Below are 24,213 nucleotides of genomic sequence, written 5' to 3' on the forward strand. Positions count from 1 at the left end.
GCCACTCACGTGGCGGATGGCACCAGGTGCCAGATTTCGACCACGGGATCGGACGCAGGCGGGCTGATCTAGCGCGGGGCGAAGCGGCCGATGCGGATGGAACGGGCGATGCGCTCGTGTTCCGCCAGGCTCTCGGCCATCATGGCGGCGGTTTCCTCGGGCGGCAGGCGCATGGGCAGGATGGCGAGGTCGCTCATCACCTTGGTGAAATGCTCGGTCCGCATCGCCTGGTCCATGGCATCCACATGCCGGGCCACCACCGGCGCCGGCAGCCCCTTCGGCCCTCCCACCGCCAGCCAGGGCCGCGAGGCCCAGCCATAGCCGAGGTCGAGCAAGGTCGGCACGTCAGGGAATTCCGGCGCGCGGCGGTCGTTCAGCACCGCCAGGATGCGCAGCGAGCCATCCCGCACGCTGGGCAGGATCTCGCCGGAGACGACGGCGCAATGGATATGGCCGCCGAGCAGCGCGGTGCTGGCGGGGGCGCCGCCGGTGAAGGGCACGAAGATCACCTCCACCTCCTCCTGCGCCGTCAGCCGGGCCATGTTGAGATGCGAGTTCGCGCCGATGGAGGCGACACCGATCGAGAGCCTGCCGGGCTCCCGCCGCGCGAATTGCATCATGTCCCGGAGCCCGCCGAAGGGCGCGTCGCGGCGCACGACGACGAAGGTGATGAAGGAGCCATAGGCCAGGAAGGGCGTGAAGTCCTGCACCGGGTCGAAGGCCAGGTCCTGCAACTGCGGCGCCACGGCATTGGTATTGACGCTGAGCAGGCCGATGGTCTGGCCATCCGGCCGGCTTCGCGCCAGCTCGCCCAGCATGATGGTCCCGCCGGCGCCGGGGCGGTTCAGCACCGCGACCGGCTGGCCCAGCACCGGCTCCATCCCGCGCGCCAGGGCGCGCTGCGTCAGGTCGAAGGACCCGCCCGCGGCATAGGGGCCGAGGAAGGTGACGGGCCGGTCGGGCGACCAGGCCGGCGGCGCGGCGGCCGGTTGCGCACGGGCCGCGGCCGGCAGCAAGGCGGCGGTGGAGAGCAGGGTGCGGCGCGTGGTTCTCATGGCCAACCTCCGGCAGGGGCGCCAGGCGAGTATGCGGCGCCGCAATTGCCAGGGGAAGCGCATGGACCCGGGCGGTGCAGCCTGCCGGCTTGGCGCTGGCTTGTCTCCTGCGGGCCGGTTCACGCCCCTCGGCTGCGCCTCCGGGCGACCGGGCCGCTAGCCCCTCCCGGCCATCTGCCGCAGCAGCGCGATGCGGGCGATCGCCTGTTCCGCGAGCGATTGCAGGTGCCGCAGCGCCTCCTCCTCCCGCGCCGCGTCGGCGGCGTCGAGATAGGCCTCCACCGCCCGCTCGGCGAGGCGCAGCGCCCCGGCCAGGTCGGCCGGCGCCTCGCTGCCGGGCACCGGCCCGGTCTCCGCATCGGGGGCCGGCGCCTCGGCAGCCGTGGCTGCCGCCGCCATGGCCAGGCGGCGGAGCTCCGCGGCCCGGTCCGCCGCCGGCTCGGCCTCGGCCAGCGCGGCAAGGAGCGGGGCCAGGGCCCTTTCAGCCCGCGCCGCTTCCTCCGCCGGGGGCAGCCGCGGGCGCCGTTCCTCCGCCATCATGGCCTGGCGCTCGGCATGGAAGGCGCGGCGGCGTTCGCGGCGGAACAGGGCAGCGTGGCGAAGCTCCTCCCCCGCCATGCGCTCGGCCGCCGCCTGGATGGCCGGGTCCTCGGCCTGGGCCGCGATATAGGTCCAGAGGGCGAAGGCGCGCTCCTCGTTGCGCACCGCCATGGAGAGCGCGCGATAGGCCGAAGCCAGGTTCGAGGAGCCCATGGCGCGCGCCGCCTCCTCGTCGAAGGTCTCGGGCGGCTGCCAGCGGAGCCAGGCGGAATCGGGCGGGGCGCCGGTTGCGGAACGGGCCCAGCCCTCCACCTGGTCGGCATGGCCGCGCTCCTCCGCGGCCAGGTGCTCGAAGACCGCCGCCACCTCCGGCAGGTCCAGCGCCCGCATCTCGGCCGCGAGCTGCGTGTATCGCGCCGCGGCCTCCTTGTTCGAGTAGTTGCGCGATGGCGAAGAACTCGTCGAGCGTGCGCAACGGCTCGGCCGGCTCGCTCCGCAGCAGTGACATTGCCCTGTTTCTCCTCCTGCGGTAGCAACCGGCAGCGGAACGCGACATCGCGAGCGGCGTTCATTCCCTTGCGGCGGCGGCGGATCAGTGGCCGCATGGAAGCATTCTACCGGCATTCAAGTCGGCGCAATTTGCGGAAGATCAACGTCGGTGCGGAGGCTGGGGCGTAGAGAGCCCCACCGTTGCCAGAAGCGGGGGAAGGATTCTTGGGAAACACGCGGCTCGTCGCCCGGCAGGGAAGATTGCGGCACGCCGTCATGCCCTGGTGCCTGGTTCTGCTGCTGGCCGCGCTGCTGTGGTCGGCCTGCGCCCTGCCCGCCGCCGCGTCCCGCCTTGCCGAATTCCTGCCGCGCGTCACCCCGGCCGAGATCTTCCCCGGCGCCGACCGGCTCGGCGCGCCGCAGGGCGAGCCGCCCCTCGCCCCGGCCTATGCGGGCGACCGGCTGCTCGGCCATGTCTGGCTGAATGCCGATGTCACCGATGCCACGGGCTATTCCGGCAAGCCCATCCACATGCTGGTCGCGGCCGATACGGAAGGCGTGATCCGCGGCATCCGCCTGGTGGACCACAAGGAGCCGATCGTGCTGATCGGCATCCCGGAACGGCGGATCGTGGATTCCATGAACCGCCTGGTCGGCACCGCCATGGCGCCCGTCGCGCGGGGCGAGGCGCGGCCGCCCCAGACCGACATCGTGAGCGGCGCCACCGTCACCGTGCTGGTGATGGCCGACAGCGTGGTGCGCTCCACGGTGCGGCTGCTGCGCGCGGGGCGGCTCGGCACCGCGCCGGCGGCGGCGGCGGCAGCGACCGGCGCGGCAGCCCCGGCGCCGGCGACCCTCGCACCCGGTCCGGGCGAGATCCGGGACTGGGAGAGCCTGCTCGGCGACGGCTCGGTGCGCCGCCTGCATCTCTCGATCGGTGAGGTGAACGAAGCCTTTGCCCGCAGCGGCAACCAGGCCGCCGCCGACGCGCCGGAGCCGGGCGACCCGGACGAGACCTTCATCGACCTCTATGCCGCGCTGGTCAGCGTGCCGACCATCGGCCGCAGCCTGCTGGGCGATGCCGGCTACGAGCAGCTCACCGGCCGCCTGCGCCCGGGGCAGGGCGCCATCCTGGTGGCGGGCGAGGGCATCTATTCCTTCAAGGGCTCCGGCTATGTCCGCGGCGGCATCTTTGACCGGATCGAGCTGATCCAGGACGGGCGCACGCTGCGCTTCCGCGACCACGACCATGTGCGGCTCGGCGATATCGCCGCCGATGGCGCGCCGCGCCTGCCCGAGATCGCGCTGTTCACGGTGCCGGAGGGCTTCGACCTCGATCCCACCGAGCCCTGGCAACTGCAACTGCTGGTGCAGCGTGCGATCGGCGCCCGGGAGAAGGCCTTCCTGAGCTTCGAGCTCAGCTACCGCCTGCCCGAGTCCTATCTCAGCCGCCCCACCCCCGCCGTGGCGCCGGCCGCCGCCGCCCCGGCCGCGCCACCGCCGGGCGCCGGCGCGGAGACGGCCAGCGAGGGCCCGCTGGAGGTGCCGCTGTGGCAGCGGATCTGGTGGTCCAAGAGCTGGGATATCGGCATCACCGCGGTGGCGCTGCTGATCCTGACCGGGATCTTCTTCTTCCAGGACCAATTGGTGCGGCGGCCGGCGCTCTATCGCTGGGTGCGGCGCGGCTTCCTGCTCTGGACCCTGGTCTGGCTCGGCTGGTACGCGGGCGCGCAGCTTTCCGTGGTGAATGTGCTGACCTTCACCAATTCGCTCGTCACCGGCTTCAGCTGGGACTTCTTCCTGAACGCGCCGCTGATCTTCATCCTCTGGGCGGGCGTCGCGGCGGCGCTGATCTTCTGGGGGCGCGGCGTCTTCTGCGGCTGGCTCTGCCCCTTCGGCGCCCTGCAGGAATTGCTGGCCACGGTGGCGCAGAAGCTGCGCGTGCCGCAGATCACCATGCCCTGGGGCCTGCATGAGCGGCTCTGGCCGGTCAAGTACATCGTGTTCCTCGGGCTCTTCGGCGTCTCGCTGCACTCCATCGCGCTGGCCGAGCAATTGGCCGAGGTGGAGCCCTTCAAGACCGCCATCATCCTGAAATTCATGCGCGAATGGCCCTTCACGCTCTATGCCGTGGGGCTGCTCGCGGCGGGGCTCTTCGTCGAGCGCTTCTTCTGCCGCTATCTCTGCCCGCTCGGCGCGGCGCTGGCGATCCCGGGGCGGATGCGCACCTTCGAATGGCTGAAGCGCTGGCAGGAATGCGGCAGCCCCTGCCAGCGCTGCGCCCGCGAATGCCCGGTGCAGAGCATCCATCCCGAGGGGAACATCAACCCGAACGAGTGCATCTACTGCATGCACTGCCAGGAACTCTACCGCGCCGAGGACCGCTGCCCGCACAACATCCAGTTGCGGTTGAAGCGGGAGAGGCAGGTCGCGATGAGCGCGGTGCCCCTGCCCGGCGGCAAGGGGCCGAAGACCACCATCACCCGGACCGGGAAGCCAGCAGCCGATGCGCCGGCCGCGACGCCCGGGCCATGAACGAGGAGAGAAGCATGTCGGCCGATGATGAAGGCAAGGGCGTGAACCGCCGCAGGTTGCTCGGCACCACGGCGGCGGCCGGCGTGGCCGGGGCGGCGGCGGGTGGCGCCGCGGTTTCCGCGCTGGGCGGGCTGGTCGGGCCGGCAGAGGCGCAGACCCGGCAGCAGGCCCCGGCGCGGCAGCAGGCCCGCCCGGCGCAGCAGCGCACCGAGGTGAAGCCGGGCGAGCTCGACGAGTATTACGTGTTCTTCTCCTCCGGCCAGAGCGGCGAGGTGCGGATCTACGGCCTGCCCTCGATGCGGGAGCTGATCCGCGTGCCGGTCTTCAACCGCGACAGCGCCACCGGCTGGGGCCAGACCAACGAGAGCCTGCGCGTGCTGACCGAGGGCCTGACGCCCGAGGCAAGGGACTTCCTGAGCCGCACCGGCAAGACCACCTATGACAGCGGCGACCTGCACCACCCGCATCTCTCCTTCACCGACGGCACCTATGACGGGCGCTACCTCTTCGCCAACGACAAGCTCAACACGCGCGTCTGCCGCATCCGCCTCGACGTGATGCGCTGCGACAAGATCATCCAGCTCCCGAACCAGGCCACCGTGCATGGCCTGCGCGTGCAGAAATACCCGCGCACCGGCTACGTCTTCTGCAACGGCGAGGACCGGGTGCCGATTCCGAACGATGGCCGCGACCTGGACAAGCCGGAGAACTACCGCTCCATCTTCACCGCGGTGGATGGCGACACCATGAAGGTCGCCTGGCAGATCATCGTGGACGGCAACCTCGACAACACCGATGCCGACTACCAGGGCAAATACGCCTTCTCCACCTGCTACAACTCGGAAGGCGGCGTGACCCTGGCGGAGATGATGGCCGCCGAGCAGGACTGGGTCGTCATCTTCAACCTGAAGCGGATCGAGGACGCGGTGAAGCGCGGCGACTTCCGCGAGATCGGCGGCGTCCCGGTGCTGGACGGCACCAAGGGCTCCCCCCTCACCCGCTACGTGCCCGTGCCGAACAGCCCGCACGGCATCAACACGGCGCCCGACGGCATCCATGTGGTGGCGAACGGCAAGCTTTCCCCCACCGCGACGGTCTTCGACGTCCGCAAATTCGACGACCTGTTCGACGACAAGATCCAGCCGCGCGACACGGTGGTGGCGGAGCCGGAGCTCGGCCTCGGCCCGCTGCACACCGCCTTCGACGGCAAGGGCAATGCCTTCACCACGCTGTTCATCGACAGCCAGGTCTGCAAGTGGAACATCGAGGCCGCGAAGCGGGCCTTCCGCGGCGAGCGGGTGAACCCGGTCCTGCAGAAGATCGACGTCCACTACCAGCCCGGCCACAACCACACCTCCATGGGCCAGACCAAGGAGGCGGACGGGCGCTGGCTCATCAGCCTCAACAAGTTCTCGAAGGACCGCTTCCTGAACGTGGGGCCGCTGAAGCCGGAGAACGACCAGCTCATCGACATCTCCGGCGACCGCATGATCCTGGTGCATGACGGCCCGAGCTACGCGGAGCCGCATGACGCCACCATCGTGCATCGTTCCAAGATCAACCCGGTGCATGCCTTCAAGCGCGACGACCCCTTCTTCGCGGGGGCGGTGCGCCAGGCCCAGGCCGATGGCGTGGACCTGATGGCCGACAGCAAGGTGGTGCGCGACGGCGACAAGGTGCGGGTCTACATGACCTCGATGGCGCCGCAATCTGGGCTCGAGGAGTTCCGGGTCCGTCAGGGCGACGAGGTGACGGTCTTCGTCACCAATATCGACAACGTGGAGGACCTGACGCACGGCTTCGCCATCACCAACTACGGCATCAGCATGGAGGTGGCGCCGCAGGCGACTGCCTCCGTCACCTTCAAGGCGGCATCGCCGGGCGTGCATTGGTACTACTGCACCTGGTTCTGCCATGCGATGCACATGGAGATGAAGGGCCGCATGCTGGTGGAGGCACAGAACGCGTGAGGCAGCGGCCAAACCGCCTGCGCCACCTGCTGGCGGCGGCACTCGCCGCCAGCCTCGCCGCGCCTGCCGCGGCGCGGCAGGTGGCGGCGGGTGAGGATGTGCAGCAGGCGGTGGCCGCGGCGGAACCGGGCGAGGTGGTGGGATTGCTGCCTGGCCTGCATCGCGGCCCCGTGCATCTCGATCGCGCCGTCACCCTGGCGGGGCGCGAGGGCGCGGTGCTGGAGGCGCCGGAGCGCGGCAGCGTCGTCACCGTCTCGGCCGAGGGCGCCGCCGTGCGGGGCCTGGTGCTGCGCGGCTCCGGCTCGAATCTCGATACCATGGACAGCGGCGTGCTGCTCGCCCGCACGGCCAGCCGCGCCGTGGTCGAGGGCAACCGCATGGAGGGCAACCTGTTCGGCGTCTATGTCCATGGCGCCCAGGGGGCCGTGGTACGCGGCAACATCATCCTCGGCCGCCAGGGCGGGCGGATGTCGGAGCGCGGCGACGGCGTCACGGTCTGGAACGCGCCCGGCGCGCGGGTGGAGGGCAACGACATCCGCTTCGGGCGCGACGGCATCTTCGTCAAGACCAGCCGGCAGAACGCCTTCACCGGCAACCGCTTCCGCGACCTGCGCTTCGGCGTGCACTACATGTACACCAATGACAGCGAGGTGAGCGGGAATGCCTCCGCCGGCAACCATGTCGGCTATGCCATCATGTATTCGCGGGGCCTGAAGGTGCACGGCAACCTCTCCGACGGGGACCGCGACCATGGGATGCTGTTCAACTACGCCAATGGCTCGGAGATCACGGGCAATCAGGTGATCGGGCGCGCGGAAGGCTTCCACGATCCCGATGCGGCCGAGGATGCGGGCGCCGAGCATACCCCGGCCGGCGCCGGCACGACCGAGGCGGGCGGCCCGGCCCCGGCCAAATGCGTCTTCCTCTACAACTCCAACCGCAACCGCTTCACCGGCAACAGCTTCGAGGGCTGCGGCATCGGCATCCATTTCACCGCCGGCTCCGAGGGCAACGAGATCGCCGGCAATGCCTTCATCGGCAATCGCACCCAAGTGAAATACGTGGGCACGCGCTATCTCGACTGGTCGCATGACGGCCGCGGCAACTACTGGTCCGACAATCCCGGTTTCGACCTCGACCGCGACGGCATCGCCGATACCGCCTATCGGCCGAACGACATCGTGGACCGGGTGCTCTGGACCGCGCCGCGCGCCAAGATCCTGCTGAACAGCCCGGCGGTGCAGGTGCTGCGCTGGGCGCAGTCGCAATTCCCGGCGATCCTGCCCGGCGGCGTGGTGGACAGCCACCCGCTCGTCGCGCCGCCGCCGGCACCGGGCGCCGCGCCGGGGTGGCACCCGTGAAGGCCGACCTGCCGGTCATCGAGCTGGAGGGCGTGGCGAAGCGCTACGGCACGGTCGAGGCGGTGCGCGACGTCTCGTTCGCGCTGCCGCAGGGCAGCCGCGTGGCGCTGGTCGGCCATAACGGCGCCGGCAAGACCACGCTGATGAAGCTGATGCTCGGCCTGATCCGCCCGAGCGCCGGCAGCCTGCGCGTGCTCGGCGAGGACCCCGCGGCGGGCGCGGCGGAGACCCGCCGGCGCCTCGGCTGGTTGCCGGAGAGCGTCACCTTCAACCCGGCGCTGACCGGCCGCGAGATCCTGCGCTTCTTCGCGCGGCTGAAGGACGAGCCGGCCGCCTCGGCCGATGCCCTGCTGGAGCGTGTCGGCCTCGGGCCGGCGGCGCGGCGCCGGGTCGGCACCTATTCCAAGGGCATGCGCCAGCGCCTCGGCCTGGCCCAGGCGCTGCTCGGCAATCCGCGGGCGCTGCTGCTGGACGAGCCGACCACGGGGCTGGACCCGGAGGTGCGGCAGGGGCTCTACGACATCCTGGCCGAACTCGCCGGCGGCGGCACCACCGTGCTGCTCTCCTCCCATGCGCTGGAGGAGCTGGAGGGGCGGGTGGAGCGGGTGGTGATCCTCGGCCAGGGCCGCGTCGTCGCGGATGGCACGATGGAGGAGCTGCGCCATCTGGCGCGGCTGCCGGTGCGGCTCCGCCTCACCCTCGCCGGGTCCGGCCTGCCGGACTGGCTCGGCGCCGCCGCCACCCTGCGGCGGATCGGCGGCCAGGTGGTCGAGTTGTCCTGCCCGCCGGCGGAAAAGATGGCGCTGCTGCACCGCGCGACGGCGGATGCCCGCATCGCCGACCTCGACCTGCTGCCGCCGACGCTCGATGAACTCTACGCGCATTTCCTGCGCGGCGGCGGGGAGCCAGGTGCATGAAGGGCGTGCTGCTGATCGCGGGCAAGGAGATCCGCGAGGGGATGCGGAACCGCTGGGTGGTGGCCGCCACGCTGCTGCTGGCGGCCCTGGCGCTGACCCTCGCCTTCCTCGGCGCCGCGCCGGCCGGGCGGGTCGGCGCCGGGGCGCTGGAGGTGGTGGTGGTGAGCCTCTCCAGCCTCTCGATCTTCCTGCTGCCGCTGATCGCGCTGCTGATCTCGCATGACGCCATCGTGGGCGAGATGGAGCGCGGCACCATGCTGCTGCTGCTGTCCTATCCGCTGGCGCGCTGGCAGGTGGTGCTCGGGGAAATTCCTCGGCCAGGTCGCGATCCTGGCGCTGGCCACCATCCTCGGCTATGGCGCGGCGGCCCTGGCGCTGACGGTCGCGGGGCATGAGATCGGCGCGGCGAGCTGGCGCGGCTTCGGCTTCATGGTGGGCTCCTCCGTGCTGCTCGGCGCGGCTTTCGTCGCGCTCGGCACGCTGGTGAGCGCGCTGGTGCGGGACCGCGGCACGGCGGCCGGCATCGCGGTCGGGCTCTGGCTGCTGATGGTGCTGATCTGGGACATGGCGCTGCTCGGGCTGCTGGTGGCGGATCAGGGCCGCAGCATCACTGCCGGGACGCTCGATGCCCTGCTGCTGCTGAACCCCGCGGATGCCTACCGGCTGTTCAACCTGGCCGGGCTGCCCGGCATCGAGGCCCTCACCGGCATGGCGGGGCTTGCCGCGGATACCGGCCTCACGCCGCCGCTGCTGCTCGCGGCGCTGGCCGGCTGGGTGCTGGTGCCGCTCGCCGCCGCCGCCGCCGCCTTCGCGCGGAGGGAGCTATGAAAGGGAGAGTCGTGAAGCGGGGCCTGCCCGCCCTCGCCCTGCTGGCCGCGCTGCTCGCCGCGGGCTGCGGCGAGGAGGACAGCGTCGCCGCCGCGCCGCCGCCGGTGGCGCTGACGCAGGAGGCGGTCGGCCATTTCTGCGGCATGGCCCTGGTGGAGCATCCCGGCCCCAAGGGCCAGATCCTGCTGCGCGGCAATGACCGGCCGGTCTGGTTCTCCTCCGCCCGCGACGCCATCGCCTTCACCCATCTGGCCGAGGAGGCGAAGGCGATCCGCGCCATCTATGTCTCCGACATGGGCCATGCCGAAAGCTGGGACGCGCCGGGCGCCAGGAACTGGGTGGAGGCGCGGCATGCCTTCTTCGTCCTCGGCAGTGACCGCCGCGGCGGCATGGGGGCGGAGGAGGCGGTGCCCTTCTCCGAGAAGCCGGCGGCCGAAGCCTTCGTCGCCGAACATGGCGGCCGGGTGCTGGCCTTCGCCGAGGTGCCGCGCGACTGGGCGCTGGGCGATGGCGGCACGGCGCCCGAGGCGCCGGAATCCCCGGCCGCGCCGCAGCATGCGCATTGAGGCAGGCATGACCGACAGCCAGACCCCCTCCCGCCGCCGCGTCCTCGGCATCCTCGCCGCCGCGGCCGGGCTGCCGCTGCCGGGCGCCGCCGGGGCGCGGGCGGAAGCGCCTCTCGTCACCTGGCAGGGGCCGGTGCTGGGGGCGGTGGGCAGCATCGCGCTGCACCACCCGGACCGGGCGGCGGCGGAGTATCTGGTCGAGCGCTCCCTGGCCGAGATCCGGCGGCTGGAATCCCTGTTCAGCCTGTGGCGCGCGGACTCGCTGCTGTCGGAGCTGAACCGGCGGGGCGTGCTGGTCGCGCCGCCGCCCGATATGCTGCGGCTGCTCGGCGTGGCGCAGCAGGCCGCCGCCCTGACCGGGGGCCTCTTCGACCCGACGGTGCAGCCGCTCTGGGCGCTCTACCGCGACCATTTCAGCGAGCCGGACGCCGATCCCGAGGGGCCGAAGCCGGAGGCGCTGGAGCGGGCGCTGGCGCAGGTCGGCCTGCGTCATCTCCTGGTCGCGCCCGACCGCATCCTGCTGGCCCGGCGGGGCATGGCACTGACCCTGAACGGGATCGCCCAGGGCTACATCACGGATCGCGTGGTGGAATTGCTGCGCGCCGGCGGCATCGCGCAGACCCTGGTGGACCTCGGCGAGGCGCGCGCGCTGGGGGCGCATCCTGCAGGCCGGCCCTGGCGCGCGGTGCTGGAGGACCCCACCCAACCGGGCCGGTTCTGGGGCAGGGTGGAACTGGCCGACCAGGCGCTCGCCACCTCCGGCGATGGCGGCTTCGTCTTCGACCGGGCCGGCCGCTTCACGCATCTGCTGGACCCGCGCAACGGCCGCAGCCCGCGGCTGCACCGCGCCGTCTCGGTGCTGGCGCCGGAGGCGGCCCTGGCAGATGCCCTCTCCACCGCCTTCGCCCTGATGCCCGAAGCCGCAATCGCCGGGACGTTGCAGGGGCTGCCGGGCGTGCAGGCGCATCTCCTGCGGGCGGACGGCACCGCCGCCCTGCTGCGCGCGGGCTGAGCTTCGCCGGCCAGGCGCCACTTGCCTTGCCGCCGGAACGGCAGGCACGGAACTCAATTCTAGGGATTTATGCCTGAATCCAGAACGGATACAGGCCTCTGGCGCGCATATTCCCCAGTCAAGACCAATCTTCCTCCCGTTTCTGGTTGTCACGTCTCCGAGAGATGGCTAGTGCGCGAATGCCGGTTTCACGGCATGGGGCGCAGGCAAAGTTGTCCTGCCGTGGCTCCGGTAAAATGGGCAATCCGTTACGAACTTTCCCGTAATTATATTTATCGTAATCTGGGGGATATTGGCAATATGGCGGTTTTGACTGTCGGCTCCGGCCAGCAATTCTCAACGATCTCGTCGGCCGTTGCGGCTTCCCGTGATGGCGACGTGGTGTCGGTGCAGGCTGGCACCTATACGAACGACTTCGCCACCATCAACAGCAAGATCACCCTGCAAGGCGCGGGTGGCATGGTGGAGATGGTCGCCACCGTGGCGCCGCCTGACGGCAAGGCGATCCTGACCACCAATACCGACGCGACGATCGACCATTTCGCCTTCTCCGGCGCCGCCGTGCCGGACGGGAATGGCGCGGGCATCCGCTACCAGGGCGGCAACCTCACCATCACCAACAGCCATTTCCACAACAACGAGAACGGCCTGCTATCCAATTCGGACCCGTCCGGCAGCATCACCATCCGGAACTCGGAATTCGACCACAACGGCGCGGGCGACGGCTATACCCACAACCTCTATGTGGGCGAGATCGGCAGCCTGACCGTCGCCGACAGCTATTTCCACGACGCTTCGCTGGGCCATGAGATCAAGAGCCGGGCGCACAGCACCACCATCACCAATAGCCACATCGCCGATGGCGACGGCACGGCCAGCTACAGCATCGACCTGCCGAATGGCGGCCATGCCGTGCTCACCGGCAACCATATCGAGCAGGGGCCCAATTCGCAGAACCCGGCCATCGTCCATTTCGGCGGCGAGGGGAACGACTATGCCGGCTCCAGCCTGGTGATGACCGACAATACCATCGTCAACGAACTGGATTCGCCGAGCGCGCGGCTGCTGGTGAACCAGACCGGGGCCACCGCGACCATCACCGGCACGGAGGTCCACGGGCTCAACGCCGACCAGCTGGCCTATGGCCCGGCGAATGTCTCGGGTACCAGCTACCTGGATTCGGCGCCGGCCGCCGATGCCTCCTCGCCCTCGGATGGGGGCTCCGCGCCCGTCCCGGCGCCCGCCCCCGAGCCCGACCCGGCTCCCCCGGCCGCCACGCCGGACACCGACACCGTCGGCACCGCGCCGGGATCCGAGACCGATGGCACGCATGCGGGCAACCCGGCGCCGCAGGACAGCCAGGACGCCTCGAATGGCGGCTCGGAGCCTGCGACGGGCGGCACGGACAGCGTGCAGACCGGCGATCCCGCGGCGGTGGATGCCCTGTATCAGGCCGGGCTGTCCGACCTCATCGCGCAGGGGAACGAGGCCCATTGGGGGCCGGAAGCCCAGCAGGCCCTGTTCGACTTCCTGAGCGATGCCTGGGGCCACGACGCCGGCAGCGGCCAGGCCCTCCGGTTCGATACCGCCAGCTTCGACAGCACGGCGAATGGCGCGGCGGTGCCGCCGAGCAGCGACTATCTCTTCGGCTGAAGCAGGCCGCGCGCTGACATCCATGGCCGGGGTGCCGAAACCGCCCCGGCCAGCCATGCCGAGATGCCGTCCGGCCATGCGGGCCGGACGGCAGGGGGCGCGCAGCGGCCGTGCCTCGCCCGGGCACCTGCGTCCCGCGGCCCGATTATCCGATGATGTCCAAGCTGGCGCTTCGGGAGGATGGTGGGCGCGACAGGGATTGAACCTGTGACCCTTCGCGTGTGAAGCGAATGCTCTCCCGCTGAGCTACGCGCCCGAGAGGCCGGACGGATAGGGCCCCCGCCCGGCGGAGTCAAGCGCCCGCGAAGGCCCGTTGCCGCGCCTCGGCGGCGACCCATATGCTGCCCGCATGAGGCTGCGCCGGCTGCTCGCCCTGCTCGTCTTCGGCCTGGCCCTGCCCGCCGCTCCGGCCGGCGCGGAGGCGATGCTCGCGCGCTACGAGGTCCGCGTCGCCGGGCTGCTGGTGCTGCGGATGGAGGCGCTGTTCGACCTCGATGGGCCGCGCTACCTGATCCGCGCCCGCATCCGCAGCGCCGGCCTCGCCGGTGCCCTGGCCAGCAGCGACCAGATCACCTCGGCCGAGGGCGCCTGGCGCGGCGCCGATCCGGTGCCGCTGCGCTTCCTGGCGGAGGGAAGCTGGCGCGGCAGCCCGCGCCAGGTGGTGCTGGACTATGCCCTGCCCGGCCGGCCGCAGCTCCGTGCCCTGGAGCCGCCGAACGGCACGGAATGGGAGGTGGTGCCGGAGCCCCTGCGGCACGGCACCATGGATACGCTCTCGGCCCTGGCCAAGCTCGCCCGCATCGTGGCCCTGACCGGCCGCTGCGATACCGAGGCGGCCGTCTTCGATGGCCGCAGGCGGGCCGACTACACGGTGCGGACCGCCGGGACGGAACGCCTGGCGCTGGAAGGCGCCTTCGCCGGCGAGGCGCTGCGCTGCGCCTTCGAGGGCCGCGTCATCGCCGGCTTCCGCACCGGCCACGACCCGGAGGAGGCGCGGCGGCCGCATCCCGCCACCGCTTGGCTGGCCCGGCCGCTGCCGGGCCAGGCGCCGCTGCCGGTGCGGGTCGAACTCGCCAGCCGCTGGTTCGGCACCGTCCGCGTGGTGCTGGTCGGCGTGCAGCCGCTAAGGCAGGAGATCGCGGAGCAACGCCGGTAGCGCCGCCGGCGTGGCGGCGATGGCGGCGGCGCCCGCGGCCATGGCGGGCGGGCCATAGCCCCAGCCGGCGAAGAGGCAGGGCAGCCCGGCGCCCTGCGCCGCCAGCACGTCGTTGCGATGGTCGCCGATCAGCACCGCCCCGGCCGGGTCGCCCCCGGCCGCGCGCAGCGTCCCCAGCAGGTGCCCGGGATCGGGCTTGCGCACCGGGAAGCTGTCGCCGCCGCCAACCGCGGCGAAACGACCCGCGAGTCCGAGCCCGCCGAGCAGCGCCGCCGTCGCCGCCGCCGGCTTGTTGGTGCAGACCGCGAGCCGCCAGCCCGCCGCCTCCAGCTCCGCCAGCAGCTCGGCAATGCCGGGGAACAACCGGGTCTCGACCGCGGCATGGGCGGTGTAGTCGGCCGAGAATTCCTCCAGCGCCGCCGGGTCGAAATCCAGGCCACGGGCGGCCAGGGCGCGCTCCACCAGCACCGGTACCCCATCGCCGACCATGGCCACCACCTCGGCCCGGGTGAAGGGCGGCAGGCCGCGCGCGGCCATCAGCCGGTCCAGCGCGGCGTGGAGGTCGGGCGCGCTGTCCACCAGCGTGCCATCGAGGTCGAAAACAGCGGTTCGGGGCATCAGCCAAGCCTGGCCCGGCAGGCGGATTTCCGCAATGCCGGGCGGAACCGTCGGCCCTGCGCCGGAGCGTCACATCCGGCAATCCATCTTGACCCCATGGCCCCGGGCCACCCCGGATCACCTGGGCTATTGTGGCAGGGGCGGTTTCGCCGGAAAACCGCCCGGAATGCGCCGGCAGATGTCCTACGCCGCGGCTTGCCTGCCGGGTGCCGCACCGAGTACCGGAGGGTCCATGCCTGCCGCTGCCATCATCCTCGCCGCCGGTCTCGGCACCCGCATGCGCTCGGCCCTGCCGAAGGCGCTGCACCCGATCGCCGGGCGGCCCATGCTCAACCACCTGATCGCCGCCTGCGAGGGGATCTTCGAGCGCATCCTGGTGGTGGTCGGCCCGGACATGCCGGCGCTGGAGGCGGCCGCCGTCCCGCATGCCACGGTGGTGCAGGCCGAGCGGCTCGGCACCGGCCATGCCGCCCTGCAGGCCGCCCCCCTGCTGCGGGACTTCGCCGGCGACGTGGCGGTGCTCTATGCCGACAGCCCGCTGATCTCGCCGGCGACCATCCGGGCCCTGCTGGCGCGGCGGGCGGCGGCCAGGCTGGCGCTGCTGGCGATGCGCCCGGCCGATCCTGGGCGCTACGGGCGGGTGGTGCTGGACACGGCGGGCGACGTGCTGCGGGTGGTCGAATGGGCGGATGCGGATGCGGCCGGGCGGGCGATCCCGCTCTGCAATGCCGGCGTGGTCTCCGCCCCCGCCGCCGACCTGTTCCGCTGGCTGGAGGCGGTGCGGCCCCACAACGCCCAGGGCGAATACTACCTCACCGACATCGTGGCGCTCGCCCGCGCCGAGGGCCGCCGCGTGCTGGCCGAGGAAGCGCCGGAGGCGGAACTCCGCGGGATCAACAGCCGCGCCGAACTGGCCGAGGCCGAGGCAGGCGCGCAGGCCGCCCTCCGCGCCGCGGCGCTGGAGGGCGGCGCCACCCTGACGGCGCCGGAGACGGTGTTCTTCTCCTGGGACACGCGGCTCGGCCAGGATGTGACGGTCGGCCCGAATGTGGTCTTCGGCCCCGGCGTGGTGGTGGAGGACGGCGCCGAGATCCGGGCCTTCAGCCACCTGGAGGGCTGCCTGGTGCAGGCCGGTGCCATCATCGGCCCCTTCGCCCGGCTGCGGCCCGGCACCAGGGTGGGGCGCCGCGCGCATGTCGGCAATTTCGTGGAGCTGAAGGCGGCGCTGCTCGGCGATGGCGCCAAGGCCAATCACCTGAGCTATCTTGGCGATGCGGTGGTGGGGGCGGGGGCGAATATCGGTGCCGGCACCATCACCTGCAATTACGACGGCATCCACAAGCACCGCACCGAGATCGGCGAGGGCGCCTTCATCGGCAGCGACACCGCGCTGGTGGCGCCGGTGACGGTGGGGGCGCGGGCGCTTGTCGCGGCCGGCAGCGTGGTGACGGAGGATGTGCCGGCGGATGCGCTGGCGGTGGCGCGGGGGCGGCAGGTGAACAAGGCGGGGCGGGGCTTCAAGGGACAGCGGCCCGCCGAAGATCGGTCCGATGACCGGAGCGCCGAAAGGCGCGGAGGTCTGAATCGGCCCGCCGAACAGGATCGGTCCGATGACCGGAGCGCCGAAGGGCGCGGAGGTCTGAATCGGCCCGCGCAACCCGAGGGAGCAGCATAATGTGCGGGATCGTCGGAGTGGTCGGCAAGGCCGAGGCGGCGCCCTTGCTGCTGGAGGCGCTGCGGCGCCTGGAATACCGCGGCTATGACAGCGCCGGCATCGCCACGCTGGTGAATGGCCATATCGACCGGCGCCGGGCCGAGGGCAAGCTCGGCAACCTGGCCGCGGTGCTGGACCGCGCGCCGCTCCCCGGCACCACCGGCATCGGCCATACCCGCTGGGCCACGCATGGCGCGCCGACCGAGCGCAACGCGCATCCGCACAGCACCGCCCGCGTCAGCGTGGTGCATAACGGCATCATCGAGAACCACGCGGAACTGCGCGCCGAGCTGGAAGCCGAGGGCGCGGTCTTCGAGACCGAGACCGATACCGAAACCTTCGTCCGCCTGGTGGATTCCCACCTCGCCGCGGGCGAGGCGCCGCGCGAGGCCTTCGCCAACGCCCTGAAGCGCGTGCAGGGTGCCTTCGCACTGGCCGCCATCTTCGCCGGCCATCCGCGCATGCTGATCGCCGCCCGGCAGGGCGCGCCTCTCGCGGTGGGCTTCGGCGAGGGCGAGATGTTCGTGGGCTCGGACGCGCTGGCGCTGGCGCCGCTGACCCGCCGCATCGCCTATCTGGAGGAGGGCGACTGGGCGGTGGTGACCGAGTCCGGCGCCGAATTCCACGACGCCCAGCACCGGCCGGTGGAACGCGCCATCCGCGTCACCGCGCTCTCCGGCGCCGTCACCGGCAAGGGCAATTACCGCCACTTCATGGAGAAGGAGCTGCACGAGCACCCGGCGGTGCTGGGCGACACGCTGCGGCAATACCTCGACCCGAAGACGCTGGAGGTGCGGCTGCCGCAACTGCCCTTCGACCCCACCCGGGTGCCGCGCCTGACCATCAGCGCCTGCGGCAGCGCCTTCCTGGCGGGCCTCGTCGGGCGCTACTGGATCGAGCAATTGGCGCGGCTGCCGGTGGATGCCGATGTCGCCAGCGAATTCCGCTACCGCAATCCGCCGCTGCCCGAGGGCGGCGGCGCCATCCTGGTGAGCCAGAGCGGCGAGACCGCCGATACCATGGCGGCGCTGCACCTGCTGCGCCATGGCGGGCAGCGGGTGCTCGCGGTGGTGAACGTGTCGGAAAGCTCCATGGCGCGGGAGAGCGATGCCTCGGTGCTGACGGTGGCGGGACCGGAGATCGGCGTCGCCTCCACCAAGGCCTTCACCGCGCAGCTTGCGGTACTGGCCTGCCTCGCCATCGGCTTCGGCCGGGCGCGGCGGGAACTCAGCACGCTGGACGAGGGGCGGCTGACCCAGGCGCTGCTGGAGGTGCCGGGCAATGCCGCGGCGATCCTGGAATGCGACGCGCAGATCCGCGACCTGGCCATGGAGGTGGCGAAGGCGCGGGACGTGCTGTTCCTCGGCCGCGGCAGCCTCTACCCGATCGCCCTGGAGGGTGCGCTGAAGCTGAAGGAGATCAGCTACATCCATGCCGAGGGCTATGCCGCCGGCGAGATGAAGCACGGCCCCATCGCGCTGATCGACAGCAACGTGCCGGTGGTCGCGCTCTGCCCGAGCGGGCCGCTCTTCGAGAAGACCGCGAGCAACCTGCAGGAAGCGGCGGCGCGCGGCGGCCGCATCATGGCCTTTACCGATGCGACGGGCGCCGGGCCGCTCTCGCGCTTCGCGGAACGGGTGATCGAGCTGCCGGAGGTCGGCGCCTTCTCCGCGCCCATCCTCTACGCCATCCCGGTGCAGTTGCTGGCCTATCATGTGGCCGTGCTGAAGGGCACGGATGTGGACCAGCCGCGCAACCTGGCGAAGAGCGTGACGGTGGAGTAGCTGCGGCTGGGTAGCGCTACTGCGGCTCCACTCCCAGCGCCCGCAGCACGGCGCCATGCGCTGCGTATTCGGCCGCGAGCCGCGCGGCGAAGGCGCGGCGGTCCTGGAATTGCGGCACCACGCCCCAATGCGCGGCGGCGCGGGCGAAGACCTCGCCCTGCATCGCGCTGCGGCAGGCGGCTTCCAGCCGGTCCAGCACCGGCTCCGGCGTGCCGCGCACCGTGAAGAGGCCGGCATAGCTGAACTGCTCGGCATCGATCCCCTGTTCACGCGCCGTCGGCACATCCGGGAAATCGGGATGGCGGCGGTTGGAGAAGCTGGCCAGCAGCCGCATCTGCCCGGCGCGGGCCATGGGCACGCCGCTCGCCACCACGATGGCGGCGAAATCGAGCCGCCCGGCCAGCACCTCCACCAGGCTGGCATTGTCGCCGCGGAAGGGCAGGTGGGTGTATTCGCCGCCCGCCGCCACCTGCACCCGATGCACGCCGAGGAAGGGCGCCGAATTCGGCCCCGGCGAGCCGAAGGCCAGCGGCCGCCGCCGCGCCTCCGCCACCAGATCCGGCAGGCTGCGCCAGGGGCTGTCGGCGCGGACCATGAGGCCGAGGATGTTCTCCGTCACGTTGCAGACCGGCGCGACCGCATCGGGGCCAAGGCCGGTGTTCCGCACCAGATGCGGCTGCACCGCCAGCGGCACCAGCGGCGAATAGGCGAGGGTATGGCCATCCGGCGGGCTCGCCGCCAGGGCGCGCATCCCGACCACGCCGGACCCGCCCTCGCGCGACATCACCACCACGGTCTGGCCGAGCGCGGCGGTGAAGGATTCCGCCAGGGCGCGGGCCACGGCATCGGTGCTGCTGCCGGTGGCATAGGGGTTGATGATGGTGATGGGGCGGTCCGGGAAGGCCCGCGCCGCAATTGGGGCAAGGAGCAGCGCGAGCAGCAGCGCGAGGCGCGACATGCTCATTCCTCCAGGATGGCGACGGCGCGGGTCCAGCCGGCGCTGCCCTGATGCACCTTCACCGGGAAGCAGGCCACCATGAAGCCGTCGGGCGGCAGGCTTTCCAGGTTGTGCAGCTTCTCCAGGTGGCAATAGCCGATCTCCCGCCCGGCGCGATGGCCTTCCCAGATGATGTCGGCGGAGGCGCCCTCGGCGATGCGCCGCTTCGTCACGCTGAAGGGCACGTCCCAGGACCAGGCATCGGTGCCGACCAGCCGCACGCCCTGTTCCAGCAGGAAGAGCGTCGCGTCGCGGCCCATGCCGCAGCCCACATCCACATAGTCGTCCTCGCCATAGCGGCTGCCGGCGCGGGTATTCACCACCACGATCTCCAGCGGTCGGAGCCGGTGGCCGATGCGCCTGAGCTCCGCCTCCACATCCGCCGGCTGCACGAGATAGCCATCCGGCAGGTGCCGGAAGTCGAGCTTCACCCCGGGCTGGAAGCACCAGTCGAGCGGCACCTGGTCGATCCGCCAGGACGCCTCGCCGCCCGGCACCAGGCGCTCGTTCATGCGGGAGAAGAAATGGTAGGGGCTGTCGAGATGCGTGCCGGCATGGGTGGAGATCTGCACCTGCTCGCGCGCCGCGTATTGGCCCTCCGGCAATTGGTCCAGCGAGATGCCGAAATACTGTGCGATGGGCGGGGCGGTCATGTGGTGGTCGTGATACTCGATCTTCGGCAATGCCCAGGGCGGGTCGGAGGCGATGCCGGCCTTGAGCGGCACGGAGATGTCGATGATGCGGCGCGGCATGGCCCGATTCCCCCCAGGATATCTTGCGGGCACGGTATGGGCGGCCGGCCCAGGGGGTCAACGTGGGGGTCAAGGGGTGCCGGCGCGAAAGGCTTCCGCCGAATACCTTGCGCCAGATCAAATGCTGCCGCCTCGCGACTGCCCTAGCCTATGACCGGGACCGTTGCGAGGGAGGCTGCGATGCTGACCTATAACGACTGCCTGGCCCTGAGCGAGCTTGCGCCGGAGGAAGTCGCCGCAATCGCCAGGCATGAGCACCTGCCCGAAATCGTCGCCCTGGAGATGGGCTGGTGCCTGTGCCGGACACCGGAGGGCAAGCACCTCATCCGGCGCATGATCCTCGACGACATCGAAGCCGCATGCAGGCGTGGCGATACGCGGACCGCCGCCAGGCTCGGGCTCGTGCTGCATCACTTCCTCGGAACCCATCCGGACCGGCAGGGGCCGGCGGAATCGCATGCCGGGGATGATCGCCTGACGCAGGCGCCCCGTCTCGACGCCGCGGCGACGGCCCGGATGCGCGGGCATGTGGGTGCCTATCTGGCGGCGATGCTGCGCCATTTCGGGATGGACCCCGCATCGGCGCAGGACCGCTTCCCGGACCAGATGCAGGCGGCGGAACTGTGCTGCGCGGCCTGCACCGAGACCGGCCGCTGCCGCCGCTTCCTCTCGGGCCTGGCCGGGGCCGAGGCGCCATCGGCCTTCTGCCCGAACGCGGCGCTCCTCGATGCACTTGGGCGGCTGTCGCGTAACGGTGGAGCCGGCGCCATCAGTCCTCAAGGATCGTGACGACGCGGGGCCAGCCCGCGCCACCGCGATGCAGCTTCGCCGGGAAGCAGGCCATGGCAGGCGGGCTCGGCCGCAGATTCCGGGCAACGCGGTGACAGGGGCGGGGGCCGGTCCTATCTTGGGCGGATCGGGAAGGAGACACCCCATGCTGGACGCCACCGCGAAGCTGCCGCTCAAGGACCCCGAGCTGTTCCGCCAGGCCAACTATATCGGCGGGAAATGGGTGCAGGCCGATAGCGGCAAGACCCTCACCGTCCGCAACCCCGCGACCGGCGAGCCGGTCGGCGAGGTGCCGGCCATGGGCGCCGCCGAGACCCGCCGCGCCATCGAGGCGGCGCAGGCCGCGCTCGCCGGCTGGCGCGCCATGCTGGCCAAGGACCGCTCGGCGATCCTGCGCCGGCTGAACGACCTGATGCTGGCCAATACCGACGACCTGGCCGCCATCATGACCGCCGAGCAGGGCAAGCCGCTGTCCGAGAGCAAGGGCGAGATCGCCTATGCCGCGAGCTTCATCGAGTGGTTCGCCGAGGAAGGCAAGCGCATCTACGGCGACACCATCCCGCAGAACGCCAAGGGCCGCCGCATCATCGTGCAGAAGGAGCCGATCGGCGTCTTCGCCGCCATCACGCCCTGGAATTTCCCCTCCGCCATGATTACCCGCAAGACCGGGCCGGGCTGGGCCGCGGGCTGCACCGGGGTGATCCGCCCGGCCTCGCAGACGCCCTTCTCGGCGCTGGCGATCGCCGTGCTGGCGGAGCGCGCGGGGATGCCGCCCGGCGTCTGCAACGTCATCACCGGGCCCTCCGGCGAGACGGGCAAGGAACTCACCTCCAACCCGATGGTGCGCAAGCTGACCTTCACCGGCAGCACCGATGTCGGCCGCATCCTGCTGGCGCAATGCGCGCCGACCATCAAGAAGACCAGCATGGAGCTTGGCGGCAACGCGCCCTTCATCGTCTTCGACGATGCCGATCTCGATGCGGCGGTGCAGGGCGCCATGGCCAGCAAGTATCGCAACACCGGCCAGACCTGCGTCTGCGCCAACCGCATCCTGGTGCAGGATGGCGTCTATGATGCCTTCGCCGCCAAGCTGAAGGCGGCCGTGGAAGCGCTGAAGGTCGGCCCCGGCACCGAGCCGGGCGTGACCCAGGGCCCGCTCATCAACGCCGATGCGGTGGCCAAGGTGGAGGAGCATATCGCCGATGCCACGGCGAAGGGTGCCACCATCGTCACCGGCGGCAAGCGGCACCCGCGCGGCGGCAATTTCTTCGAGCCGACCATCCTCGCCAATGTCCCGCATGGGGCCATGATCTTCACCGAGGAGACCTTCGGCCCGGTCGCGCCGCTGTTCCGCTTCAAGACGGAGGAGGAGGCGATCGCGCTGGCCAATGACACGCCCTTCGGCCTAGCCGCCTATTTCTACGCCCGCGACATCGGCCGCATCTTCCGGGTGGCGGAGGCGATCGAGGCCGGCATCATCGGCGTAAATGAGGGGCTGATCAGCACGGAAGTCGCGCCCTTTGGCGGCGTGAAGGAAAGCGGCCTCGGCCGCGAGGGCAGCCATTACGGCATCGAGGAGTACCTCGAAGTGAAGTATCTGGCGCTGGGCGGCATCGGGACGTAATATTGACGGCGCTTGATCGTGACCGATCAATCGCCCCTCAATCGCCGGGTGGGCCGCCTCCGCGGCCGTCGTGCTGCTAGCGCGCTTTCGGCACGACGCCTACGCCGCACTGGCGGCGGGCCGCAGAAGCGGCCTTGGCATGAGCCAAAGGCTCATGCCGCTGGTATTGGCCCGCGCCCTGTCGCATATCCCCCTCTCCCGCCGTGCGGGAGAGGGCTGGGATGAGGATGGACAGCCACATGGCCTATGACTACGACCTCTTCGTCATTGGTGGCGGCTCCGGCGGCGTGCGCTGTGCCCGGATCGCCGCCACCCATGGCGCCCGCGTGGCGGTGGCGGAGGAGCGGTTCTGGGGCGGCACCTGCGTCAATGTCGGCTGCGTGCCGAAGAAGATCATGGTGAATGCCGCCGAATACGGCCAATGGCTGGAGGATGCGCCGGCCTTCGGCTGGGAAGCGACGAAGGGCGGCTTCGACCTGGCGAAGCTGGCGGCGGCGCGGGATGCCGAGGTGGCGCGGCTGAACGGCATCTATGCCCGCCTGCTGGCCAATGCCGGCTGCACCAGCTTCGAGGCCCGCGCCACCTTCCTCGATGCCCATACCCTCGATGTCGGCGGCAGGCGCATCACGGCGGAGCGCATCGTCATCGCCACTGGCGGCCGCGCGGTGCGGCCGGACCTGCCGGGGGCCGAGCTTGGCATGCTCTCGGATGACGTCTTCACCCTGCAATCCCTGCCGCGCCGCCTGACCGTGGTGGGCGGCGGCTATATCGCCCTGGAATTCGCCTGCATCTTCCGCAGCCTGGGCTCGGAGGTCGATCTCGTCTACCGCGCCGACCTGCCGCTGCGCGGCTTCGACCAGGACATCCGCGGCGCCTTGCAGGAAGCGCTGGCGGCGCAGGGCATCCGCCAGCATACCGGCCGGCATCTCGGCCGGCTGGACCGGATGGGGGATGGGCTGCTCCTGAACCTCCAGGGCGGCGAGGCGGTGGAGGCGGATGCGGTGCTCTTCGCCACCGGGCGGGAGCCGAATACCCATGGCCTCGGCCTGGAGGCCGCCGGCATCTGCTGCACCGCCGATGGCGCCATCGAGGTGGACGAGGACCACCGCACCACCGCGCCGCATATCTTCGCCATCGGCGACGTGACCGACAAGCTGAACCTCACCCCCATGGCGACCGCGGTCGGCCATGCGCTGGCCGATACGCTGTTCGGCAATACCCCGCGCCAGGCCAGCTACCGCAACGTGCCGACCGCGGTCTTCACCTCGCCGCCCATCGGCACGGTGGGCATGACCGAGGCCGATGCGGCGGCGCTGGGGCCGGTGGATATCTACCTCACCCGCTTCACGCCGATGCGCCACACCATCAGCGGGAGGCAGGGGCGGAAGGCCCTGATGAAGCTGGTGGTCTGCCAGCGGAGCCGGCAGGTGCTGGGCGCCCACATGCTGGGCGAGGATGCGGCGGAGATCATGCAGGGCATCGGCATCGCCGTCGCGATGGGCGCCACCAAGGAGGATTTCGACCGCACCATCGGCATCCACCCGACCGCGGCCGAGGAATTCGTGACGCTGCGGACCCGGACGCGGGAGGCAGGGGTCCGGGCGGCGGCGGAATAGGCGCCGCCCTGCCCTTGGCGCGCCGCCCCGGGCGGGGCTAATCTCCCCGGCCATTGGTTTTCGGTGGCCTGCTTGCCCCCTCCGCCCGCCGCGCCTTGCGGCGGGCCGCCGGGTCAGGGCACTAGAGCGTTTTCCGTTCGCCTTGGCTCACGGAATCCGCTCTAGCCTTTTGTTTTGCCGAGCAAATTACTCCGCTCGGGTGATTCCACCCGGACGGAGTCTGCTCTAGGGAGAATG

Annotated in this window: 20 protein-coding genes and 1 tRNA gene; 15 read left to right on the forward strand and 6 right to left on the reverse strand. The window is 71.2% G+C overall.

Going from position 1 to position 24,213, the window contains the following annotated elements:
• Positions 1 to 68: 68 nt before the first annotated feature.
• A complete protein-coding gene (locus tag KSF81_RS02010) occupies positions 69 to 1,055 on the reverse strand; it encodes a tripartite tricarboxylate transporter substrate binding protein (RefSeq protein WP_217377517.1) in 987 nt (328 codons plus the stop codon).
• A gap of 156 nt (positions 1,056 to 1,211) precedes the next feature.
• Positions 1,212 to 1,985 carry a ferritin family protein gene (locus KSF81_RS02015; RefSeq protein ID WP_217377518.1) on the reverse strand — a complete coding sequence of 258 codons (774 nt, stop codon included), beginning with the start codon at positions 1,983 to 1,985 and terminating at the stop codon, positions 1,212 to 1,214.
• A 324-nt stretch (positions 1,986 to 2,309) separates the two neighbouring features.
• Between KSF81_RS02015 and KSF81_RS02020 the strand changes: the two genes are divergently transcribed.
• From KSF81_RS02020 to KSF81_RS02055, 9 genes are all read left to right on the forward strand, one after another.
• Positions 2,310 to 4,619, forward strand: coding sequence for a NosR/NirI family protein (locus KSF81_RS02020; protein ID WP_254453318.1), 2,310 nt, complete (start codon positions 2,310 to 2,312; stop codon positions 4,617 to 4,619).
• 14 nt (positions 4,620 to 4,633) lie between these two features.
• Positions 4,634 to 6,589: a TAT-dependent nitrous-oxide reductase gene (nosZ, locus tag KSF81_RS02025; RefSeq protein WP_217377519.1), complete on the forward strand. Its 1,956-nt coding sequence runs from the start codon at positions 4,634 to 4,636 to the stop codon at positions 6,587 to 6,589.
• Positions 6,586 to 7,950, forward strand: a complete 1,365-nt coding sequence (locus KSF81_RS02030) for a nitrous oxide reductase family maturation protein NosD (protein ID WP_309139443.1) — start codon at positions 6,586 to 6,588, stop codon at positions 7,948 to 7,950. Before nosZ ends, KSF81_RS02030 begins: the two co-directional genes overlap by 4 nt.
• Positions 7,947 to 8,867 (forward strand): ABC transporter ATP-binding protein, encoded by a 921-nt coding sequence (locus tag KSF81_RS02035; protein WP_217377520.1) that lies wholly within the window; start codon positions 7,947 to 7,949, stop codon positions 8,865 to 8,867. The genes KSF81_RS02030 and KSF81_RS02035 overlap by 4 nt, the downstream gene beginning before the upstream one ends.
• Entirely contained in the window at positions 8,864 to 9,262 is a 399-nt protein-coding gene (locus KSF81_RS28860; protein ID WP_254453319.1) for an ABC transporter permease subunit, read from the forward strand. The genes KSF81_RS02035 and KSF81_RS28860 overlap by 4 nt, the downstream gene beginning before the upstream one ends.
• A complete protein-coding gene (locus tag KSF81_RS28865) occupies positions 9,213 to 9,695 on the forward strand; it encodes an ABC transporter permease subunit (protein WP_309139690.1) in 483 nt (160 codons plus the stop codon). The genes KSF81_RS28860 and KSF81_RS28865 overlap by 50 nt, the downstream gene beginning before the upstream one ends.
• The gene (locus KSF81_RS02045; protein ID WP_217377521.1) at positions 9,692 to 10,261 is read left to right on the forward strand and encodes a nitrous oxide reductase accessory protein NosL; all 570 of its coding nucleotides are present in this window, start codon (positions 9,692 to 9,694) and stop codon (positions 10,259 to 10,261) included. Before KSF81_RS28865 ends, KSF81_RS02045 begins: the two co-directional genes overlap by 4 nt.
• A gap of 7 nt (positions 10,262 to 10,268) precedes the next feature.
• Positions 10,269 to 11,273, forward strand: coding sequence for an FAD:protein FMN transferase (locus tag KSF81_RS02050; RefSeq protein WP_217377522.1), 1,005 nt, complete (start codon positions 10,269 to 10,271; stop codon positions 11,271 to 11,273).
• A gap of 381 nt (positions 11,274 to 11,654) precedes the next feature.
• Positions 11,655 to 12,926: a right-handed parallel beta-helix repeat-containing protein gene (locus tag KSF81_RS02055; RefSeq protein ID WP_217377523.1), complete on the forward strand. Its 1,272-nt coding sequence runs from the start codon at positions 11,655 to 11,657 to the stop codon at positions 12,924 to 12,926.
• Positions 12,927 to 13,107: 181 nt separating this feature from the next.
• Here KSF81_RS02055 and KSF81_RS02060 read toward each other — a convergent pair.
• Positions 13,108 to 13,182: transfer RNA gene (locus KSF81_RS02060), tRNA-Val, on the reverse strand.
• Positions 13,183 to 13,275: 93 nt separating this feature from the next.
• Here KSF81_RS02060 and KSF81_RS02065 point away from each other — a divergent pair.
• Positions 13,276 to 14,082: a DUF3108 domain-containing protein gene (locus tag KSF81_RS02065; protein WP_217377524.1), complete on the forward strand. Its 807-nt coding sequence runs from the start codon at positions 13,276 to 13,278 to the stop codon at positions 14,080 to 14,082.
• Here KSF81_RS02065 and gph read toward each other — a convergent pair.
• Entirely contained in the window at positions 14,050 to 14,700 is a 651-nt protein-coding gene (gph, locus tag KSF81_RS02070) for a phosphoglycolate phosphatase (RefSeq protein ID WP_217377525.1), read from the reverse strand. The genes KSF81_RS02065 and gph overlap by 33 nt on opposite strands.
• 232 nt (positions 14,701 to 14,932) lie before the next feature.
• Here gph and glmU point away from each other — a divergent pair, with 232 nt between their 5' ends.
• Both glmU and glmS read left to right on the forward strand, forming a co-directional pair.
• Positions 14,933 to 16,375, forward strand: coding sequence for a bifunctional UDP-N-acetylglucosamine diphosphorylase/glucosamine-1-phosphate N-acetyltransferase GlmU (glmU, locus tag KSF81_RS02075; RefSeq protein ID WP_217377526.1), 1,443 nt, complete (start codon positions 14,933 to 14,935; stop codon positions 16,373 to 16,375).
• The gene (glmS, locus tag KSF81_RS02080; protein WP_217377527.1) at positions 16,375 to 18,198 is read left to right on the forward strand and encodes a glutamine--fructose-6-phosphate transaminase (isomerizing); all 1,824 of its coding nucleotides are present in this window, start codon (positions 16,375 to 16,377) and stop codon (positions 18,196 to 18,198) included. Before glmU ends, glmS begins: the two co-directional genes overlap by 1 nt.
• Before the next feature lie 16 nt (positions 18,199 to 18,214).
• On the opposite strand, the gene KSF81_RS02085 is transcribed toward glmS, so the two are convergent.
• Entirely contained in the window at positions 18,215 to 19,156 is a 942-nt protein-coding gene (locus KSF81_RS02085; protein WP_217377528.1) for a tripartite tricarboxylate transporter substrate binding protein, read from the reverse strand.
• A 2-nt stretch (positions 19,157 to 19,158) separates the two neighbouring features.
• Positions 19,159 to 19,947 (reverse strand): cyclase family protein, encoded by a 789-nt coding sequence (locus KSF81_RS02090; RefSeq protein WP_217377529.1) that lies wholly within the window; start codon positions 19,945 to 19,947, stop codon positions 19,159 to 19,161.
• A 180-nt stretch (positions 19,948 to 20,127) separates the two neighbouring features.
• On the opposite strand from KSF81_RS02090, the gene KSF81_RS02095 reads away from it, so the two are divergent.
• The 3 genes from KSF81_RS02095 (at position 20,128) to gorA (ending at position 23,976) form a co-directional block, all read left to right on the forward strand.
• Positions 20,128 to 20,736: a DUF6455 family protein gene (locus KSF81_RS02095; protein ID WP_217377530.1), complete on the forward strand. Its 609-nt coding sequence runs from the start codon at positions 20,128 to 20,130 to the stop codon at positions 20,734 to 20,736.
• Positions 20,737 to 20,881: 145 nt separating this feature from the next.
• Positions 20,882 to 22,360 (forward strand): NAD-dependent succinate-semialdehyde dehydrogenase, encoded by a 1,479-nt coding sequence (locus tag KSF81_RS02100; protein ID WP_217377531.1) that lies wholly within the window; start codon positions 20,882 to 20,884, stop codon positions 22,358 to 22,360.
• Positions 22,361 to 22,599: 239 nt separating this feature from the next.
• On the forward strand, positions 22,600 to 23,976 hold the full coding sequence (gorA, locus tag KSF81_RS02105) for a glutathione-disulfide reductase (protein WP_217381525.1): 1,377 nt from the start codon (positions 22,600 to 22,602) through the stop codon (positions 23,974 to 23,976).
• The last annotated feature ends 237 nt before the right edge of the window (positions 23,977 to 24,213 follow it).

Source organism: Siccirubricoccus sp. G192, assembly GCF_019084075.1.
Classification (GTDB): Bacteria; Pseudomonadota; Alphaproteobacteria; order Acetobacterales; family Acetobacteraceae; genus G192.

Coding starts and splice junctions, on each gene's coding strand:
- KSF81_RS02010 (WP_217377517.1), bottom strand. CDS start 1,055: ATGAGAACCACGCGCCGCACCCTGCTCTCCACCGCCGCCTTGCTGCCG.
- KSF81_RS02015 (WP_217377518.1), bottom strand. CDS start 1,985: ATGCGGGCGCTGGACCTGCCGGAGGTGGCGGCGGTCTTCGAGCACCTG.
- nosZ (WP_217377519.1), top strand. CDS start 4,634: ATGTCGGCCGATGATGAAGGCAAGGGCGTGAACCGCCGCAGGTTGCTC.
- KSF81_RS28860 (WP_254453319.1), top strand. CDS start 8,864: ATGAAGGGCGTGCTGCTGATCGCGGGCAAGGAGATCCGCGAGGGGATG.
- KSF81_RS02045 (WP_217377521.1), top strand. CDS start 9,692: ATGAAAGGGAGAGTCGTGAAGCGGGGCCTGCCCGCCCTCGCCCTGCTG.
- KSF81_RS02050 (WP_217377522.1), top strand. CDS start 10,269: ATGACCGACAGCCAGACCCCCTCCCGCCGCCGCGTCCTCGGCATCCTC.
- KSF81_RS02065 (WP_217377524.1), top strand. CDS start 13,276: ATGAGGCTGCGCCGGCTGCTCGCCCTGCTCGTCTTCGGCCTGGCCCTG.
- gph (WP_217377525.1), bottom strand. CDS start 14,700: ATGCCCCGAACCGCTGTTTTCGACCTCGATGGCACGCTGGTGGACAGC.
- glmU (WP_217377526.1), top strand. CDS start 14,933: ATGCCTGCCGCTGCCATCATCCTCGCCGCCGGTCTCGGCACCCGCATG.
- glmS (WP_217377527.1), top strand. CDS start 16,375: ATGTGCGGGATCGTCGGAGTGGTCGGCAAGGCCGAGGCGGCGCCCTTG.
- KSF81_RS02085 (WP_217377528.1), bottom strand. CDS start 19,156: ATGTCGCGCCTCGCGCTGCTGCTCGCGCTGCTCCTTGCCCCAATTGCG.
- KSF81_RS02090 (WP_217377529.1), bottom strand. CDS start 19,947: ATGCCGCGCCGCATCATCGACATCTCCGTGCCGCTCAAGGCCGGCATC.
- KSF81_RS02095 (WP_217377530.1), top strand. CDS start 20,128: ATGCTGACCTATAACGACTGCCTGGCCCTGAGCGAGCTTGCGCCGGAG.
- KSF81_RS02100 (WP_217377531.1), top strand. CDS start 20,882: ATGCTGGACGCCACCGCGAAGCTGCCGCTCAAGGACCCCGAGCTGTTC.
- gorA (WP_217381525.1), top strand. CDS start 22,600: ATGGCCTATGACTACGACCTCTTCGTCATTGGTGGCGGCTCCGGCGGC.